The organism is Luteimonas sp. RIT-PG2_3, assembly GCF_054902115.1.
Genome location: NZ_JBUBPF010000001.1, coordinates 547,671 through 566,473, shown reverse-complemented (window position 1 = coordinate 566,473; position 18,803 = coordinate 547,671). Strand labels below are relative to the sequence as shown.

The following is an 18,803-nucleotide window of genomic DNA, read 5'->3' as shown; positions in this document are numbered from 1 at the left end:
GTTGCATGCGCGGCGCGTGGCGCGCCAGCCGGGCGGTCGAAGCGGTCAGGCCTTGACCGGCTCCTCGCTGTAACGCTTGATCATCCACCACTGCTGCAGCAGGCTCAGGCCGCCGTTGACGACCCAGTACAGCACCAGGCCCGACGGGAAGAACACCATCATCACGCCGAACACCAGCGGCATGAACTGCATGATCTTCTGCTGCATCGGATCCATGCCGACCATCGGCGACAGCTTCTGCGTGGCCCACATCACGGCGATGTTGATGACCGGCAGGATGAACCACGGATCGCGCGCGGTCAGGTCCTGGATCCAGCCCATCCACGGCGCGTGACGCAGTTCGACGGATTCCAGCAGCACCCAGTACAGCGCGAAGAAGATCGGCATCTGCAGCAGCAGCGGCAGGCAGCCGCCGACCGGATTGATCTTCTCCTTCTTGTACAGCTCCATCATCGCGACCTGGAACTTCTGCTTGTCGTCGCCGTAACGTTCCTTGAGCTGCGCCATGCGCGGCTGGAACTTGCGCATCTTGGCCATCGATTTGTACTGCGCGACCGACAGCGGGAACATCAGCAGCTTGACCAGCAGCACCAGGCCGATGATCGACCAGCCCCAGTTGCCGAACAGGCCATGCAGCTTGTTGAGCACCCAGAACAGGCCTTCGCCGAGCAGCGCGAAGCCGGAGAAGCGGCTGTAGTCGACCGCGCGGTCGAGGCCGGCGACCTGCTGGGCCTTGATCTGGTCGACCAGCTTGGGGCCGACCATCAGGCGGGCGCTGGTCGAGGCCTGCGCGCCCGGCGCGACGACGACCGGCGTCTGCGCCATTTCGCGGATCAGGTAGCGCGGCGCGCCGGTGCTGTTGTCGGTCGCCAGCGAGACTTCGGTGTTGTCGTCGGCCGCCGGAATCCACGCACTGAAGAAGTGGTGCTGCACGAACGCGATCCATGACTGCCTGGCGCGCTGGTTGACCGGGCCGTCCTCGTAATCCTTGAACCAGCGGCGGGTATAGCCGTGGCCTTCTCCGAACCAGGTCGCACCGGTCAGGCTGAAGGATTCGGGATTGGTCATGCCGCGCTTGAGGTTGGGCGCGGTGCGCGACAGCTGGCGGTAGATGAAGCCCTGCCACGGCTGGCTGCCGGTGTTGCTGACGTCGTCACGGACGGTGACCGCGTAGCTGCCGCGCGTCAGCACGAAGCTGCGGCGGATGCTGATGCCGTTGGCGCCGGTCCAGACGAAGGGCACGACCAGCTGGCTGTCGTCATTGGCCAGAACGCGCGTGCCCGCGCCGCCTTCGGGCACGAAGCCCGACAGGTGCGTCGGCGCCGGCAGGCCCTGGGTGACCCAGCCGCTCTGCGCGACATAGAAATGTGCGGGATCGTTGTTGAACAGTTCGACCGGCGGGCTGCCGGCGTCGCGCGTCTGCGGGTAGCGCAGCAGCTCGGCCTTCAGGATGCTGCCGCCGTCCACGACCAGGCGCAGCACGTCGGTCTCGATCGTCACGGCCTGGCCGGTGGTCGCCGCCGGGCGGGTCTCGGCTGCCGCGGCATTGGGGGCCAGCGGCGTGCTGGGTACCTGCGGGACGCCTGCGGCGCCCGGTGTCGCCGCTTCGGTCGACGGCGCGCCGGGGATGGCGGCGCTGGCGGCGGCGGTCTCGACCGTCGGTGCAGCCGTCACGGCCTTTTCCTTGCCCCACTCCATCCACAACAGGGTGGCCACCATCAGCCAGGCGAGGATCAGGAAGGTACGGGTCTGGTTCATCAGGCAGCCAAGCTCATTCGCCGCGCTCAGGCGCGGCCGGGGTCGAGGGAAGGGGGGCGGGCGGCATTGTGCCGTCCATACCCGCCGGCAGCAATGCGCCGGCACGCGTGAACAATGCCAGCAACATGTTGCGCAATGCCGTGTTGTCGCTCTGCGCGGCGCCCGGACGGGCGACGATGACGTAGGCACCGGGCTTGAGCCGGACCTGTTCGCTGCGGAACTGTTCGCGCAAGGCGCGCTTGATGCGGTTGCGGCCGACGGCGCGGCCATCGACCTTGCGCGACACCGCCAGCCCGAGGCGTGGACAGGTGGGCGCCTCGACGGCATCGGGCAGCACATGCAACGCCATCAACGGCGACGCGGTGCGCTTGCCTTCTTTGAAAACGCGATCGAATTCCACACGCGCGCGTACCCGCGACTGGCGCGGGTACGACATCGGGGTTCGACGCTGGAGCAAGGCCTGGCGGTCGTGATTCATTGCCAGGCCCGACGCTTGCAGGCCCGACTCACGCATGCCTGGCCGAAGCCAGGAATCAGGCGGACAGGACCTTGCGGCCCTTGGCGCGGCGGCGGGCAAGAATCTTGCGGCCATCGGCGGTCGCCATGCGGGCACGGAAACCGTGGTCGCGCTTGCGCTTGAGATTGCTGGGCTGGTAGGTGCGCTTGGTGGCCATGGCGTGGTCGCGTGATGTTGAAGCGGGAAAGAACCCGAAATTCTAGCGGCCGGGGTAATGTCAGGTCAAGTCAGGCCCTGAAGCCGGCCATCGGCGATGCGGGCGACGATGGGAGGGCGGTGGCGTCGCGGCAACGCGAAGCGTGGATGCGTCGGCAGGGTCGCGATGGTAGTCTGCGGTCCCGTATCCCCATCGCGCTGCGCACGGAGCTCTCCGGTCCGCGCAGCCTTTTTCGTAGAGTTGCATGGACGTCTGGCCCCGTTGCCTTGAACGCCTGGAGGCGGAGTTTCCGCCCGAGGACATCCACACCTGGCTCAAACCTTTGCAGGTGCGCCGCGGAGAGGACACCACTGTCCTGTATGCCCCCAATGCCTTCGTCCGCGACGAGGTGCAGACCCGCTACCTGCCCCGGATCCGCGAACTGCTGGGCCATTTCGCCGGCAACCCGAGCGTGGTGCTGGAGATCGGCTCGATGCCCCGGCCGCAAGCGGCCGCGCCGGTGTCATCCATGTCCCAGCACGGGGCGCCGGCCACTCGCGGCGTCGAGCTGGTGCCGTTTGCCGGCAACCTGGACAGCCATTACACCTTCGACAACTTCGTCGAGGGCCGCAGCAACCAGATGGCCCGCGCCGCCGCATGGCAGGCCGCGCTGAAGCCGGGCGACCGCGCGCACAATCCGCTGCTGCTGTATGGCGGCACCGGGCTCGGCAAGACCCACCTGATGTTCGCGGCCGGCAACGAGATGCGCCGCGCCAACCCGGCGGCGCGCGTGCTCTACCTGCGCTCGGACACGTTCTACAACGCGTTCTTCCGCTCGCTGCAGGAAAAGACCGCCGACCAGTTCAAGCGCCAGTTCCAGCAGATCGACGCGCTGCTGATCGACGACATCCAGTTCTTCGCCGGCAAGGACCGCACGCAGGAGGAGTTCTTCCATACCTTCAATGCGCTGTTCGACAGCCGCCAGCAGATCATCATGACCTGCGACCGCTATCCGCGGGAGGTCGACGGGCTGGAGCCACGGCTGAAGTCGCGGCTGGCCTGGGGCCTGTCGGTGGCGATCGACCCACCGGACTTCGAGACGCGGGCCGCGATCGTGCTGGCCAAGGCGCGTGAGCGCGGCACGATCGTGCCAGACGAGGTCGCCTTCCTGCTGGCCAAGAAGATGCGCTCCAACGTGCGCGACCTCGAGGGCGCGCTGAACACGCTGGCTGCCCGCGCCAACTTCACCGGCAAGAGCATCACCCCGGAGTTTGCGCAGGAGACCCTGCGCGACCTGCTCAGGGCGCAGCAGCAGGCGATCAGCATCGCCAACATCCAGAAGGTCGTGGCAGACTACTACGGTCTGCAGATCAAGGATTTGCTGTCCAAACGCCGGACCCGTTCGTTGGCCCGCCCGCGCCAGATGGCGATGGCACTGGCCAAGGAATTGACCGAGCACAGCCTGCCCGAGATCGGCGATGCCTTCGCCGGGCGTGACCACACGACCGTGTTGCATGCCTGCAAGCAGATCAAACTGCTGATGGAAAGCGACGGCAAGCTGCGCGAGGACTGGGACAAATTGATCCGCAAGTTGAGTGAGTAAAACGGGGGAAACCGGGCGGGACAAGGGGTGTGGATCCAGGCGGTACAAGCTGTGGATAAATCCGAGCCCCCAAAACTGTCCACAGGTTGTCCTGCCGCCATACCGGACCGGCCAGATGACTTTCCAACGCGAGAAACTTGTTTCAAATCAGTAGCTTGACTGCGTTATCAACAGCACTTGAAGCCCTCCAGCACCACCAGTTTTTGATTTATATCCTTCTTTTGAAAAGCTACGGCTACTGACACAAGGGAAAGCATCGACATGCGTTTCAGTCTGCAACGAGAAGCCCTTCTGAAGCCCTTGGCCCAGGTCGTCAACGTGGTCGAGCGCAGGCAAACCCTGCCCGTGCTGGCCAACCTGCTGACCCAGGTCAACGGCGGCCAGCTGTCGCTGACCGGTACGGATCTCGAGGTCGAGATGATTTCCCGCTGCGCGGTCGACGATGCGCAGGACGGTGAGATCACGATCCCGGCCCGCAAGCTGTTCGACATCGTTCGCGCCCTGCCCGACGGCAGCAAGGTCACCATCAGCCAGTCCGGCGACAAGGTCACCGTGCAGGCCGGCCGCAGCCGCTTCACGCTGGCGAGCCTGCCGGCCAACGACTTCCCGTCGATCGACGAGATCGAGGCGACCGAGCAGGTCAGCGTGCCGGAAGCCGCGCTGAAGGAACTCATCGAGCGCACCGCCTTCGCGATGGCGCAGCAGGACGTCCGTTATTACCTCAACGGCCTGCTGTTCGACCTCGCCGACAAGCGCCTGCGCTGCGTCGCCACCGATGGCCACCGGCTGGCGCTGTGCGAAGCGCCGCTGGAGGACACGATCCAGAACAAGCGTCAGATCATCGTTCCGCGCAAGGGCGTGCAGGAACTGCAGCGCCTGCTCGAGGGTGGTGATCGCCAGCTGGTGCTGGAAATGGGCCGCAACCACATCCGCGTCAAGCGCGACGATGTCAGCTTCACCAGCAAGCTGATCGACGGCCGCTTCCCGGATTACGAGGCCGTGATCCCGATCGGTGCCGACCGAGAGGTCAAGATCGAACGCGAGGCCCTGCGGGCATCGCTGCAGCGTGCTGCGATCCTGTCCAACGAGAAGTACCGGGGCGTGCGCCTGGAAGTGTTCCCGGGCCAGGTCCGCATCAATGCGCACAATCCCGAGCAGGAAGAGGCGCAGGAAGAGGTCGAGGCCGATACCAAGGTCGACAACCTCGCCGTCGGCTTCAATGTGAACTATCTGCTGGACGCGCTGACCGCATTGCGCGACGAGCACGTCATCATCCAGCTGCGCGACGCCAATTCTTCGGCCCTGGTCCGCGAGGCCAGCAGCGAGAAGTCCCGCCACGTGGTCATGCCGCTGCGGCTGTGATTCCAGGGATGTTCCACGTGAAACACAAGCGCCCGGGCCAGCCCGGGCGTTTTGTTTGGGACGCATGGCTGATGCGTGCCCGGCGGGCTGACGGTCGGCGGTGGTCCGTTGCCACGGACGCCACGGCGGCCTGGAAGTCCGCCGGGGGGACCCTGCGCCAGCCGCCTTCCCAGGCCATTGCCGTCAAGTCAGTGCGTCGCCTTCCAGCCAAAGGGCCTGTCCTTGGCGGGTCGGTGCCCCATGCCACCAACAAGCACCGGACGACGTCGCTCCGCCCCAGGCCTGGCTATGGGTTCGCAGACCTGCGCGCCATCCGGCGCGTGGCGCCCCGCCCCGCAACGACGTCAGGCGGATCGGGGTGGGCCCGGTCTTGTGGCGGCATCTCCGGCCCCAGCATCAATGATCCCGCGCTCAAGCGCGCCAATCCCCGGCTCTCGGGGATCGCATTGCACCGTCGCCCCGCTCAGGGAGCCCGCCGATGCAGGTGACCCGCTTGCAGATCCGCAACCTGCGCTGCCTGGCGGAGGTGGAGATCGCGCCGCAGCCCGGCCTGAACCTGTTGCTGGGCAGCAATGGCGCCGGCAAGACCAGCGTGCTCGAGGGCCTACACCTGATGGCCTATGGCCGCAGCTTCCGTGGCCGCGTCCGCGACGGACTGGTGCGCTCGGGCCAGGATGCGGTCGAGGTCTTCGTGCAGTGGCAGGAGCACGGCACCGCCCGGCCGCGTCGCGCCGGGCTGCGTCATACCGGCCAGGCCTGGGAAGGCCGGCTGGATGGCGAGACCACCCAGCACCTGGGCGAGTTGTGCGCCGCGATGATGGTGGTCAGCTTCGAACCGGGCAGCCACGCGCTGGTCTCAGGGGGCGGCGAGGCCCGGCGGAGGTTCCTGGACTGGGGCCTGTTCCACGTGGAACATGATTTTTTGCCGCTGTGGCGCCGTTATACCCGGGCGCTGAAGCAACGCAACGCCCTGCTGCGCTCCGGAGCCCCGCACCGGCAGCTCGACGCCTGGGATCACGAACTGGCCGAGGCGGGGACCCCGTTGTCGTCGCGACGCCAGCAATACCTCGAACGGCTGCAGGAAGGCCTCCCCGCGATCACCCGCGCGCTGGCGCCTGGGCTGGGCGAGGCGCGGCTGGACTATCTGCCCGGTTGGCGCCGTGACGAGATGTCGCTGGCGGATGCCCTGCTGGTGGCACGCGACCGCGACATCAAACTGGGCTACACCAGCATCGGCCCGCACCGCGCCGACTGGCGCATGGGGTTCCAGGCCATGCCGCACGGCGAGGCCCTGTCGAGGGGCCAGGCCAAGCTGGCCGCCCTGTGCTGCCTGATGGCGCAGGCGGCCGATTGCGCGGCACGCCATGACGGCGACTGGCCGCTGATCCTGCTCGACGACCTCGCGTCCGAGCTCGACCCCGCCCATCGCGAGCGGGTCCTGGCCTACCTGCTCGACAGCGGCGCCCAGGTGTTCATCAGCGGCACCGATCCGGGCGCATTGGCCCTGTCGGCACAGGCCGATCCGGCCGTGTTCCACGTGGAACACGGCCAGGTCCAGCCCGCATCGCAGGCTCCCTGAAGACGGCGTGAGGCCGCCCTGAGCCCGCTGGATGGCCGGTCCGGGCCCGGGCGGGGGGACGGGTGGCCCCAATGCTATAATTCACGACCAGCGCCCCATCACCAACGTCTCCGGGCCGCAAACACGCGGCACGGGACGCGGGCGACATAGCCGTCAACCAGACAAGCGCGAATGTCCGAAGAAACCACGACCAGCAGCAACTCCACCTACGATTCCAGCAAGATCACCGTGCTGCGTGGCCTCGAAGCGGTCCGCAAGCGCCCGGGCATGTACATCGGCGATGTCCACGATGGCACCGGCCTGCACCACATGGTCTTCGAGGTCGTCGACAACGCGATCGACGAGGCGCTGGCCGGGCATGCGGACGATGTCATCGTCACCATCCACGAGGATGGCTCGGTCTCGGTGTTCGACAACGGTCGCGGCATCCCGGTCGACATCCACAAGGAAGAGGGCGTCTCGGCGGCACAGGTCATCATGACCCAGCTGCATGCCGGCGGTAAGTTCGACGACAACAGCTACAAGGTCTCGGGCGGCCTGCATGGCGTCGGCGTCTCGGTGGTCAATGCCCTGTCGCGCAAGCTGACGCTGGATATCTGGCGCAACGGCTTCCACCATCACCAGGAATACGCGATGGGCGAACCGGTTGCGCCGCTGGTGCAGCTGGAACCCTCCGACAAGCGCGGCACCCTGGTGCAGTTCTGGCCGGCGGTCGAGACCTTCTCCGACATCGAGTTCCATTACGACATCCTGGCCCGCCGCCTGCGCGAGCTGTCGTTCCTCAATTCCGGCGTCAAGATCACCCTGATCGACGACCGCGGCGAAGGCCGCCGCGACGTCTTCCAGTACGAGGGCGGCATCCGCTCGTTCGTCGAGCACCTGGCGCAGCTGAAGACCCCGCTGCACCCGCACGTGATCTCGGTGACCGGCGAAATGAACGGCATCACCGTTGACGTCGCGCTGCAGTGGACCGACGCCTACCAGGAAACGATGTTCTGCTTCACCAACAACATCCCGCAGAAGGATGGCGGCACCCACCTGATCGGTTTCCGCGCGGCGCTGACGCGCACGCTGACCAACTACATCGAACAGAACGGCATCGCCAAGCAGGCCAAGATCGCGCTGTCCGGTGACGACATGCGCGAAGGCATGATTGCCGTGTTGTCGGTCAAGGTGCCCGATCCGAGTTTCTCGTCGCAGACCAAGGAGAAACTGGTTTCGTCCGAGGTCAGGCCGGTTGTTGAGAGCACGTTCGGTGCACGTTTGGAGGAGTTCCTGCAGGAACACCCCAATGAGGCTCGTTCCATCGCCGGCAAGATCGTCGACGCCGCGCGTGCCCGCGAGGCTGCGCGCAAGGCCCGCGACCTGACCCGCCGCAAGGGCGCGCTGGATATCGCCGGCCTGCCCGGCAAGCTCGCCGATTGCCAGGAGAAGGATCCGGCGCTCAGCGAACTGTTCATCGTCGAGGGTGACTCCGCAGGCGGCTCGGCCAAGCAGGGCCGCAACCGCAAGACGCAGGCGATCCTGCCGCTGAAGGGCAAGATCCTCAACGTCGAGCGTGCGCGCTTCGACCGCATGCTCGGCAGCGCCGAGGTCGGCACGCTGATCACCGCGCTCGGCACCGGCATCGGCAAGGACGAGTACAACCCGGACAAGCTGCGCTACCACCGCATCATCCTGATGACCGACGCCGACGTCGACGGCTCGCATATCCGCACCCTGCTGCTGACGTTCTTCTACCGGCAGATGCCGGAGCTGATCGAGCGCGGCCACGTGTACATCGGCCTGCCGCCGCTGTTCAAGATCAAGCAGGGCAAGACCGAGCTGTACCTGAAGGACGAAGCCGCGCTGGACGCGTATCTGGCCGGCAATGCCGTCGAGGGCGCGGTACTGATCCCCGCCGATGGCGAGCCGCCGATCGAAGGCGCCGCGCTGGAGAAGCTGCTGCTGGCGTATGCCGGTGCGCGCGAGGCGATCACCCGCAACGCCCATCGCTACGATCCGCAGCTGCTCGAAGCGCTGATCGACTTCACGCCGCTCGATACCGCGCGCCTGGTCGCCAATACCGACGAGCGCCACGAACTCGAAGCGCTGGAACGCCGGCTCAACGTGCCTGGCCACGGTCGCCCGCGTTACGCGCTGGACCTGCAGCCCGCCACCGATTCAAGGCCGCCGGCATTGCTGGTCACGCGCACGCACATGGGCGTGGAAATGATCCAGGTGCTGCCGCTGTCGGTGTTCGAGGGCGGCGACCTGCGTCCGCTGCGCGAGGCTGCGGCGCTGCTGCATGGCCTGGTGCGCGACGGCGCGCAGATCGTCCGCGGCAATCGCGCGCAGCCGGTGTCCAGCTTCGCCCAGGCGCAGGCCTGGTTGCTCGAGGAAGCCAAGAAGGGCCGCCAGATCCAGCGCTTCAAGGGCCTGGGCGAAATGAATCCCGAGCAGCTGTGGGAAACCACGGTCAACCCGGAAACGCGCCGCCTGCTGCAGGTGCGGATCGAGGATGCGGTCGCGGCCGACCAGATCTTCAGCACGCTGATGGGCGATGTCGTCGAACCGCGCCGGGCCTTCATCGAGGACAACGCGCTGAAGGTGTCCAACCTGGATATCTGAATGCGCAGAATGCTGGCCTTCGCCGACGAGGCCAGCAGGTTTTCGTGACAGCCGGCTGACGGTTTGACGAAAATTTAAGACGTTCCTCGCCAAACTCGGTGTTCTGGAGAGAGGGACTGTCATGAAGCAAGTGATCCTGGCGTGCGTCATCGTCGCCGTGGTGGCCGGTTGCGCCACAACGACCACGTCGACTGGCCGCAAGCAGATCGTCGGAGGAATGTCGCAGGCCGAGCTGAACCAGCTCGGTGCGCAGGCGTTCGCCGAGGCCAAGAGCAAGGGTCCGCTGAGCACTGACGCCAAGCAGAACAGCTACGTGCGCTGCGTGGTCGACGCCCTCGTCGCCCAGCTGCCGGCAGAACAGCGCAGGATCGCCTGGGAAACCGCGGTCTTCGCCGAGAAGGAACCCAACGCCTACGCATTGCCTGGCGGCAAGGTCGGCGTCAACACCGGCATCTTCACCGTCGCCAAGACCCAGGATCAGCTGGCGGCCGTGCTGGCGCACGAAATCGGCCACGTGGTCGAGAACCATCACGACGAACGTATCACCCGCCAGATGGGCGCGTCCGGTGTGGTCCAGTTGCTGGGTGCACTGGCCGGCAACTACGGCGACCTGGCGACCCAGGGCGGCGGCATGCTCGCGCAGACCGGATTCCTGCTGCCGGGCTCGCGCGCCCAGGAGAGCGAGGCCGACGTCGTCGGCCAGCGCATGATGGCGTCCGCGGGCTTCGACCCCGCCGCCGCCGTGGCGCTGTGGCAGAACATGATCGCCGCCGGCGGCAACCGCCCGCCGCAGTGGCTGTCCACCCACCCCAATCCGGAAAGCCGGATCAGCGAGTTGCAATCGCGCGCTTCCCAGCTGACGCCCAACTTCGAGCAGGCGCGGGCAGCCGGCCGTCGGCCACGCTGTGGCTGACATTCCGACTCGATCCACCTAGACCCCATGGCGAGTGGCTGGCGATATCTGCTAGCTTTACCGCCCGCTTCCCTCTTCCGACCAGCCGCCAAGGCGGCATCCGCAACGAACAAAGGTGAACGTCATGCCCCAGCTGTCTCCCTTCCGCCACTTGATCGCACCCGCCATTGCCGGCGTGCTGATGATGAGCACCACCGTGGCGGTCGCGCAGTCGGCGCAGCAGCGCTCCGAAGAGCGCCGCAACAAGCGCGGCGGGGACAGCGCCACCGCGAAGCAGGAAAACAAGTACCCCAACGCGACCCGCAAGGAACCCGAGGCGAAGCCGTCGTCGCGCATGCAGCCTAAGCTGCAGCGCCTGTTCAAGGCGTACGACGAACAGGATGCCGCAAAGGTCGAGCCGATCGCGCAGGAAATCATCGCCGACGAAAAAGCCAACGCCTATGACCGCGCGATCTCCGCGCGCATCGCCGGCGCGGTGCTGATCAACGAAGACGATGCCAAGGCCGCGACGTACCTGAAGCAGGCGCTCGAGTTCGATGGCCTGAACAACAACGATCACTTCGAGACCATGCTGATCACCGCGCAGCTGGCGATGCAGGAAGACAAGTACGACGAAGCGCTGCCGATCATCGAACGCTACTTCAACGAGAGCCAGTCGACCAGCGCCAACGACCTCGCGCTGAAGGCCAACGTCTACTACCGCCTCGACCGCCCGGCGGACGCGGTGCCGATCCTGAAGTCGATCGTCGAAGGCACGCCCGAGCCCAAGAGCGAGTGGGTGCAGATGCTGATGGCGGCGTATGCCGACACCGACCAGAACGCCGAGGCCACTGCGCTGGCCGAGCAGCTCGCGTCGAAGTCGCCGTCCGATCGCCAGTCGCAGATCAACCTTGCGGCGATGTACCTGCAGAGCGACCAGGACGCGAAGGCGATCGAAGTCTACGAACGCCTGCGCGCAGCCGGACAGTTGACCGAAGACCGCGACTATCGCAACCTCTCTGCGTTGTACCAGGGCCAGGACGGCAAGGAGCGGGAAGCGATTGCCGTGCTCAACGAAGGCCTCGAGAAGGGCGTGCTCAAGCCCGACTATCAGACCTACGTCGCACTGGCGCAGGCGTACTACTTCTCCGAGCAGATCGAGCCCTCGATCGAGAACTACCGCAAGGCGGCGCCTCTGGCCGAGAACGGTGAGGCGTATCTGAACCTGGCCAAGGTCCTGGCCAATGAAGATCGCATCGCCGAAGCCAAGCAGGCGGCGCAGCAGGCGCTGGACAAGGGCATCAAGAACCCCAAGGAAGCGCGAGATATTCTCGCCAGGCCCGGAAAGTGATTTTTATTGGTAGTTAGCGTTGGTACATCATTGCTTGATTGGTATAAGCTTCAAGGTTCCCGCCCCGGAAACGGGTAGCGGCTCAACAACACCCAAGGCGCCTAGGCGTCCAGCCAGACTTGAGTTTCCCGCATGACGCAACACTTGCCGAAGACCGACAAGAACGACGAAGACGAAGGTCTGAACTGGGCGCGAATCGCCGGCTTCACCTTGGTGGTCGCTTTCCATGCCGCCGCGCTGATGCTGTTGCTTGCGCCGGTGAATCCCCCGGGTGCTGCCCAGGACGAAGAGAAGACGATTGGCGTGGTGATCATCGAACCGCCGCAGCCGAGCCCGCTGCCACCGCCGCCGGAACAGCCGCCGGTGATCTTCGACGATCCGTCGCCGGTCGATACGCCGGCGCCGCCGCCGGCGCCGCCGGCGCCGCCCGCAGCGGTCGCAGACATCGGCGCCAGCGTCGACATCTCGTCCAAGGGCATGAATCCGCCGCGTTACCCGCCCGCCGCCATGCGTGCCGGCATCGAGGGCACCGTGATCCTGATCGTCGACGTCGACGCCCAGGGCAACGTGACCAACGTGTCAGTGGAGAAGTCCAGCCGCAACCGCGATCTCGATCGCGCCGCGATGGATGCAGCCCGCAAGTGGCGCTTCAACCCGTCGGTCAAGAACGGCCAGCCCGCCGCAGGTCGCGTCCGCGTCCCGGTGGACTTCAACCTCGGTTGATCGGACCGTTCGAACAGTTACAGCGTTTCGTTACACCCAGCGTCAAAATGTTCTACAACACCCAAATCACAACATCTAAAAGGTAAGCGTCATGCTGCAGGAAACAACCAACGCCCCCGTGACCGGAGCCAGCAACAACGCTGCAGCTCTGCAACAGATGGGCTTCGCCGACATGCTCCAGCACATGGATGCTGTCGGTTGGGTCGTGTTGATCGTGCTCGTCACGATGTCGGCCATGTCCATCTACTGGATCATCTTCAACGCCATCAAGAACGCCCGTCTGCGCGGCGCTTCGGATCGCGTCACCAGCACGTTCTGGGAAACCGCGAACGCGCAGGACGCCATCCGTTTCATGGAAGAGCAGCCCAAGAGCGAACCCTTCTCGAAGGTCGCCCTTGACGCCGCCCAGGCTGCCGCCCACCACCAGCGCCACGAAGGTTCGCGTCTGGTCGAGTCGCTGAGCCGCTCGGAGTTCGTTGATCGCGCCCTGCGTCAGGCCGTGACCCGCGAGTCGATGAAGCTCGAAGACGGCCTGACCGTCCTCGCGACCGTCGGTGCGACCGCCCCGTTCGTGGGTCTGCTCGGTACGGTGTGGGGCATCTATCGCGCCCTGATCCGCATCGGCGCCAGCGGCCAGGCCGACATCGGTGCGGTGGCTGGTCCCGTCGGCGAGGCGCTGATCATGACCGCGATCGGTCTGGGCGTCGCGATCCCGGCGGTGCTTGGCTACAACTTCTTCGTGCGCCTGAACCGCGGCACCAACAACAAGCTCGACACGTTCGCTCACGACCTGCACGACTTCTTCGCGACCGGTTCGCGCGTCGGCGACGCGACCCAGCGTTAATCCCAACGCGACTGACGGAGTCCGTATATGGCTTTCAGCTCTGGTGGCAGCGGGAATGACAAGGTCAATGCCACGATCAACATCGTCCCTCTGGTGGACGTCATGCTGGTGCTGCTGATCATCTTCATGGTCACGGCACCACTGATGGCGCACAAGGTGAAGGTGGAACTGCCGCAGGCGAATCTGGACGAACGTCCGGACAAAGCGCCTCCGGCACCCCCCGTCACCATTGCGATCACGGAGGCAGGCAGCATCTACTTGAATGACCAACCGGTCACGATTGAGTTGCTGGAAAGCGCGCTGTCGGTTGAGGCACAGAAAACGCCTCAGCCGCCGGTGAACATCCGCGGCGATTCGACGACGAAGTATCGCGTGGTGAACCAGGTCGTCAACATTGCGCAGGCCCAGGGCATGCGCAAGGTCGGCTTCGTGGCTACCCGCGAAAGCAACTAACGGAGACGGAACATGGCATTCAGTTCAGGTGGCGATGACGGCGCACCGATGGCCGACATCAACATCATTCCGCTCTGCGACGTGATGCTGGTGTTGCTGATCATCTTCATGGTGACGGCACCGCAGTTGTCTTATCCGATCGACATCGACCTGCCGCAGCGTTCGTTGAACCCGCCACCGACCACGGTCGATCCGCCGGAGCCGATCAGGCTTCGCATCGACGGTGCCGGCCAGGTGTTCTGGAACGACAGCCCGACGCCCGCGTCGGCGCTGCGCAACATGATGGAATCGGAAGTCCAGCGTGACCCGACCAACCAGCCGACGCTGGAGATCGACACCAGCGAGGACGCTGATTACGGCGTGCTGGCCAAGGTGTTGGCCGAGGCCAAGAACGCGCAGATGCAGAAGATCGGCTTCGTCCGCAAGTAATACGTACAACCGTAAAACCCGGGGGGTCGCCTGCAGCGCCTTCTGGGGGCTTACCTGGTTTCACCTTTCAACGCCGCCCTCTGGGCGGCGTTTTTTTGGCGCTTCGTCCGATCTCTGGCATCCAACGTCTCCCTCCGTTGCCGATGTGCGTGCTTCTGCTGGTCGGGGAGAAAGACTGCGGCTGCAAAGCAGGATCACCGGTATCGGATTTGCAGCGGCGTGTCGGGCTGCGGTTGCTCTTCCCTCGATCAGGGCATCCTGCCCCGACTCGGGCGCACGTCATCCATGGCGTGCTTGGCGCAGCCTCTGCCCGACCCGCTTCGCCGGGTCGCACAGCGGCACGGGCTGACCGAGCCGAGGAGCAATTCCTGGACGGGGCGATGTGGCCTCCGATGCCGACCAAGCCAAGCCGTTGCCCTCAGCCCCGGTAAAGATAGAGCTCAAAAGCAGAAAAGCAGAAGAGCAGATTCACTGAACCCGGATTTGAAGTGGCGTGTCGGGCTGTGGTTGCTCTTCCCTCGGTCAGGGCATCCTGCCCTGACTCGGGCGCACGCCATCCATGGCGTGCTTGGCGCAACCTCCGCCCGACACGCCACTGCCGCAAGCGTCAGGGTTGCGGCGTTGGCAGGCTGTCGACACCTGCTCCTCCATCAAAGACATCGGCCCATCCAACACCAGTGCGTCGCCCCGGCCGGGAGGCATGCGCGTGGACATCGAGTCGCGCCTGTATCGGTTCGATACCACGACCGGCACGATGCATTGCGGAGAGCGGGCCATGGATGGCTGACCGAGCCGAGCAGCAATTCCCGGAAGGGGCGAGGCGGCCCCGAAGCCGACAAAGTGTCCGCTGTACTTAGCTTGGAAAAAAAAGCCAAAGCGGATCGCCGCTGCTGGCTTCGTCGCGGCTGCACGTCTCTGCAGACTACTCATCCCCCGGCCTGTCAGTGGAAGGACACACAGGCACGAACAGCGACATTTTCTGGACGGCACTCCAGGGCTTGTCGAGGCGGCCCGGACAGGCGTAACGTCAAGCCGTGTCACGGCGTTGATCCAGCAGGTTCATCCCCGAGGCGTCCGCTCCCAGCCCCGCGCTGCAGGCGGACCGTCCAGACGGCCAGGCAACATTCCTAACCAGGAGGTGCGACATGGCGTTTTCCGCGACGAACGACGGCAACGATGTGGGGCCGATGGCAGAGATCAATATCATCCCGCTGTGCGATGTGATGCTGGTGCTGCTGATCATCTTCATGATCGCCTCCCCGGCCCTGTCCCACCGGATTCCGCTGGACCTTCCGCAACCCTCGCCGGACGTCGTGAGGACCACGCCACCGACCCCCATCGACCTGCGCATCGATGCCGCAGGCCAGTTGACCTGGAATGGCGATGCACTGCCGTGGTCGGTCCTGCCGGCCATGCTGGCCACCGAAGGACGTCGGCCCCTGGCCGAGCAGCCGCTGCTGCAGATCGACGCCAATGGCGATAGCGATTACCAGGTCATCGCGTCGGTGCTGGCCGAAGCGCGCAACGCAGACCTGCAGAAGATCGGACTCGTCAGCCGCTGAGGCGGCGCGATCAGGTCAGGCGTGGGGGCTCGCGCGAGTCCCTGCGCTGATCTCGACACACAAGCGCGATGGGAACGTCCGGCTGGACCTGCATCGCCATGCGAACGCAATGGCGCGGGGATGATGCCATGGGGGCGGCCATCCGCAATCGTGCCCGGCGAGGTGCGCCAGGTATCGCAGTGGAACGTCAGCGTGCGCCGACGATCGCCAGGTAACGCTGCACCGTCGTGCGCAGGCCGTCGTCGAGCGCTTCGCTGATCAGCGCGTGGCCGATCGACACTTCCAGCACGTTGGGGACGTTGGACAGGAACGCGCCGAGATTGTGCTGGCTCAGGTCGTGCCCGGCATTGACGCCGATGCCGAGTGCCTGCGCTTCGCGTGCAGTAGCGCTGCAGGCCTGCAGCACCGACGAGGTATCGCCATCGGCATGCGCGTGCGCGAACGGGCCGGTGTAGAGCTCGATCCGATCCGCGCCGATGCGCGCGGCGTCGGCGATCGATGCGCCGGCATCCGCGAACAGGCTGACCCGGCAACCCAGCGCCTTCAGTGAGGCGACGATCGGTGCCAGGCGCTCGGCGTCGCGCGCGAAATCGAACCCATGGTCCGACGTCAGCTGCGCATCGCCATCGGGTACCAGGGTGGCCTGCGCCGGACGTGCCTGCTCACACAATGCCAGGAAGCCCGGATAGCCCGGACGCGGGGCAGCGAACGGATTGCCTTCGAGGTTGAATTCGACGCCCCGCGCCGCCGTCAGGGCGGCCAGCGCGACCACGTCGTCGTGGCGCGTGTGGCGGGCATCGGGACGCGGATGCACCGTGATGCCATGCGCGCCGGCATCGAGGCAGACGTTCGCGGCATGCAGGATGTCGGGGTCATGGCCACCACGCGAATTGCGCAGCACGGCGATCTTGTTGAGGTTGACGCTGAGCTGGGTGGTCACGAAGAAGTCCGGGTGTGCAGGTGTGCGGGATCAGGGAGCGCCGTTGCCGGACGTGCCGCCCGTGCGGTGGATGGGCTCGCGGGCCGCGCCACCGCCGCCGCCGTCGACCGCCGACGCATCGCTTCCGGCGGTCTGCAGACGGACCTCGGCCTGCTCGCGCAGGCGACGCAGGTCCTGCGGATCCAGCAGCAGGGTGTCGTCGCGGGAGCGGCTGCCGACACGCTGGGCCAGCACGCCGAGCACCCCCAGCACCAGCAGGATCAGCGCGGCCAGCAGGCACAGCGCCGACAGCGCCACCGAGGTGCTGATGAACGCGATCACGAACGCGACAAGCGACAGCAACAACAGCAACCAGGCCATGGGCGCTTCCCCGTGGAAAACCCGCACAGTCTACCTGCTCGTCGCCGTTGAACGCGGTCCCCCTGGCCGCCTGCGCAGCCGCACTGCGACTACAGCAGCGGCGACAGCAACCGCGCCAGCGCCTCCGGCAGGCGCGCACCCAGCAACGAGCGCTGCCGGCCCTGGCGTACGCGCGGGGCGCTGGCCAGTTCGCCTTCGATCAGCTGGGCCAGCTGGCCTGCAATGCCGGCATCGTCGAACAACACCGAGACCTCGAAGTTCAGGCGGAAGCTGCGGTGATCGAAATTGGCACTGCCGATGATCGCCAGATGGTCGTCGACCAGCAGCGACTTCGAATGCAGCATCCGTGGGCCGTACTCATAGATCTTGACCCCGGCCTGCAGCAACGGCCCGAAGTACGACCGCGCCGCCAGCGTCACCAGCAGCGAGTCGCTGCGCATCGGGACCAGCAGACGGACGTCGAGCCCGGCCATCGCCGCCGAACTCAGCGCCATCATCGCCGCCTCGCCGGGCACGAAGTACGGCGTCGTCATCCAGACGCGCTGCTTGGCGGCATGGATCGCGCCGACGTGCAGGCGATGGATCGCTTCCCAGGGCGAGTCGGGCCCCGAGGTCAGCACCTGGGTGCGGATGCCGCGGCCGTCGTTCGTGCGGGAGCTGCCTGCGTCACGGGTGTCGGCGGCGGTATCGGTGTCCTCGTCCGGGCGGGCGTCCGCGATGCTGGCCTCGACTGCGCGCGCTTCGATGGCGCTGGCCTCGGCTGCGCGGCTGCGCGCGATCGCGGAGATGAAGCCGCGGTCACCGGTGGCATATGCCCAGTCCTCGACGAAGACCTGCTGCAGGGCGCCGACGACACGGCCTTCCAGGCGCAGATGCAGGTCGCGATAGGCGTCGTTGCGGCGCTGCTCGTCCTGTTCGTCGGTGACGTTCATGCCACCGGTGTAGGCGATCCGGCCATCGATGACGACGATCTTGCGGTGGGTCCGCATGTTCATCCAGGTGCGCTGCCAGATCCGCCCGAACCGCGGCGGATGGAACCACGCGAGTTCGCCGCCCGCGGCCAGCAGAGGAGCGAAGAAGCGGCGCGCGCGACTGGCGCCGACCGCATCCAGCAGCAACCGCACCTGCACGCCCGCGGCGGCGCGTTCGACCAGCGCATCGCGCAGGGCCGCGCCGCTGTGGTCGGGGGCGTAGATGTAGTACTCGAGGTGCACGTGGTGGCGCGCACGCGCGATGTCGGCCAGCAGCGCGGTGTACTTGGCGTGGCCGTCGATCAGCAAGCGCGCATCGCTGGCGGTGGTCATCGGCAGACCCGTGGTCGCCCGCCCCAGTCGCGCCAGTTCCGCGGCATCGTCATCGACCGGCGTCTGCTCGGGCGGCAGTTGCGCACGCGAGTGCGCGCGGCGCAGGCGGTGGCGGCGGATCTTCTGCGGGCCGAACACCAGGTAGACGATGAAGCCGATGTACGGCAGCAGTGCCAGGCCCAGCAACCAGCTCAGCGTCGCGACCGGCTCGCGCTTCTGCAGGATGATCCAGCCCCCCAGCAGGATCACGTACAGCGCCCAGGCCACGCCGAGCACCCAGTGCGACCAGGGACTGGAGACCAGCGACTGCCAACCCACCACCAACGAATCCAGCACCGCAGATCTCCAGGGAACAACGCAAGGGCGACGACAGCCGCCGC

Annotated in this window: 17 protein-coding genes; 11 read left to right on the top strand and 6 right to left on the bottom strand. The window is 66.1% G+C overall.

Features of this window, described 5'->3' with window-relative positions; translation table 11 throughout:
* Positions 1 to 45: 45 nt before the first annotated feature.
* The 3 genes from yidC to rpmH all read right to left on the bottom strand — a co-directional run bounded on the left by yidC (position 46) and on the right by rpmH (position 2,432).
* Complete coding sequence (gene yidC, locus ACYX7E_RS02385; protein ID WP_462078930.1) at positions 46 to 1,758, bottom strand: membrane protein insertase YidC; 1,713 nt, start codon at positions 1,756 to 1,758, stop codon at positions 46 to 48.
* A gap of 13 nt (positions 1,759 to 1,771) precedes the next feature.
* The gene (gene rnpA, locus ACYX7E_RS02380; RefSeq protein ID WP_462078929.1) at positions 1,772 to 2,194 is read right to left on the bottom strand and encodes a ribonuclease P protein component; all 423 of its coding nucleotides are present in this window, start codon (positions 2,192 to 2,194) and stop codon (positions 1,772 to 1,774) included.
* A gap of 97 nt (positions 2,195 to 2,291) precedes the next feature.
* Complete coding sequence (rpmH, locus tag ACYX7E_RS02375; RefSeq protein ID WP_047138036.1) at positions 2,292 to 2,432, bottom strand: 50S ribosomal protein L34; 141 nt, start codon at positions 2,430 to 2,432, stop codon at positions 2,292 to 2,294.
* 244 nt (positions 2,433 to 2,676) lie between these two features.
* Here rpmH and dnaA point away from each other — a divergent pair, with 244 nt between their 5' ends.
* The 11 genes from dnaA (at position 2,677) to ACYX7E_RS02320 (ending at position 15,819) form a co-directional block, all read left to right on the top strand.
* Complete coding sequence (gene dnaA / locus ACYX7E_RS02370; RefSeq protein ID WP_462078928.1) at positions 2,677 to 4,014, top strand: chromosomal replication initiator protein DnaA; 1,338 nt, start codon at positions 2,677 to 2,679, stop codon at positions 4,012 to 4,014.
* A gap of 261 nt (positions 4,015 to 4,275) precedes the next feature.
* Complete coding sequence (gene dnaN / locus ACYX7E_RS02365) at positions 4,276 to 5,376, top strand: DNA polymerase III subunit beta (RefSeq protein ID WP_462078927.1); 1,101 nt, start codon at positions 4,276 to 4,278, stop codon at positions 5,374 to 5,376.
* A gap of 478 nt (positions 5,377 to 5,854) precedes the next feature.
* A complete protein-coding gene (gene recF, locus ACYX7E_RS02360) occupies positions 5,855 to 6,955 on the top strand; it encodes a DNA replication/repair protein RecF (RefSeq protein ID WP_462078926.1) in 1,101 nt (366 codons plus the stop codon).
* A 171-nt stretch (positions 6,956 to 7,126) separates the two neighbouring features.
* Complete coding sequence (gene gyrB, locus ACYX7E_RS02355; protein WP_462078925.1) at positions 7,127 to 9,565, top strand: DNA topoisomerase (ATP-hydrolyzing) subunit B; 2,439 nt, start codon at positions 7,127 to 7,129, stop codon at positions 9,563 to 9,565.
* 121 nt (positions 9,566 to 9,686) lie between these two features.
* Positions 9,687 to 10,478 carry a M48 family metallopeptidase gene (locus ACYX7E_RS02350; protein WP_462078924.1) on the top strand — a complete coding sequence of 264 codons (792 nt, stop codon included), beginning with the start codon at positions 9,687 to 9,689 and terminating at the stop codon, positions 10,476 to 10,478.
* 124 nt (positions 10,479 to 10,602) lie between these two features.
* Positions 10,603 to 11,808: a tetratricopeptide repeat protein gene (locus ACYX7E_RS02345; RefSeq protein ID WP_462078923.1), complete on the top strand. Its 1,206-nt coding sequence runs from the start codon at positions 10,603 to 10,605 to the stop codon at positions 11,806 to 11,808.
* Positions 11,809 to 11,940: 132 nt separating this feature from the next.
* Positions 11,941 to 12,531 carry an energy transducer TonB gene (locus tag ACYX7E_RS02340; protein ID WP_462078922.1) on the top strand — a complete coding sequence of 197 codons (591 nt, stop codon included), beginning with the start codon at positions 11,941 to 11,943 and terminating at the stop codon, positions 12,529 to 12,531.
* Between the two features lie 91 nt (positions 12,532 to 12,622).
* Entirely contained in the window at positions 12,623 to 13,375 is a 753-nt protein-coding gene (locus ACYX7E_RS02335) for a MotA/TolQ/ExbB proton channel family protein (RefSeq protein ID WP_462078921.1), read from the top strand.
* Positions 13,376 to 13,402: 27 nt separating this feature from the next.
* Positions 13,403 to 13,828 carry an ExbD/TolR family protein gene (locus ACYX7E_RS02330; RefSeq protein ID WP_462078920.1) on the top strand — a complete coding sequence of 142 codons (426 nt, stop codon included), beginning with the start codon at positions 13,403 to 13,405 and terminating at the stop codon, positions 13,826 to 13,828.
* Positions 13,829 to 13,840: 12 nt separating this feature from the next.
* Positions 13,841 to 14,257, top strand: a complete 417-nt coding sequence (locus ACYX7E_RS02325) for an ExbD/TolR family protein (protein WP_462078919.1) — start codon at positions 13,841 to 13,843, stop codon at positions 14,255 to 14,257.
* 1,145 nt (positions 14,258 to 15,402) lie between these two features.
* Entirely contained in the window at positions 15,403 to 15,819 is a 417-nt protein-coding gene (locus ACYX7E_RS02320; RefSeq protein ID WP_462078918.1) for an ExbD/TolR family protein, read from the top strand.
* A gap of 187 nt (positions 15,820 to 16,006) precedes the next feature.
* Here the strand turns inward: ACYX7E_RS02320 and ACYX7E_RS02315 are convergent, their stop codons facing one another.
* From ACYX7E_RS02315 to ACYX7E_RS02305, 3 genes are all read right to left on the bottom strand, one after another.
* Positions 16,007 to 16,759 carry a pyridoxine 5'-phosphate synthase gene (locus tag ACYX7E_RS02315; RefSeq protein WP_462078917.1) on the bottom strand — a complete coding sequence of 251 codons (753 nt, stop codon included), beginning with the start codon at positions 16,757 to 16,759 and terminating at the stop codon, positions 16,007 to 16,009.
* 30 nt (positions 16,760 to 16,789) lie between these two features.
* Positions 16,790 to 17,119 (bottom strand): hypothetical protein, encoded by a 330-nt coding sequence (locus ACYX7E_RS02310; protein WP_462078916.1) that lies wholly within the window; start codon positions 17,117 to 17,119, stop codon positions 16,790 to 16,792.
* Positions 17,120 to 17,208: 89 nt separating this feature from the next.
* Positions 17,209 to 18,759 carry a phospholipase D-like domain-containing protein gene (locus tag ACYX7E_RS02305; RefSeq protein ID WP_462078915.1) on the bottom strand — a complete coding sequence of 517 codons (1,551 nt, stop codon included), beginning with the start codon at positions 18,757 to 18,759 and terminating at the stop codon, positions 17,209 to 17,211.
* Between the last annotated feature and the right edge of the window lie 44 nt (positions 18,760 to 18,803).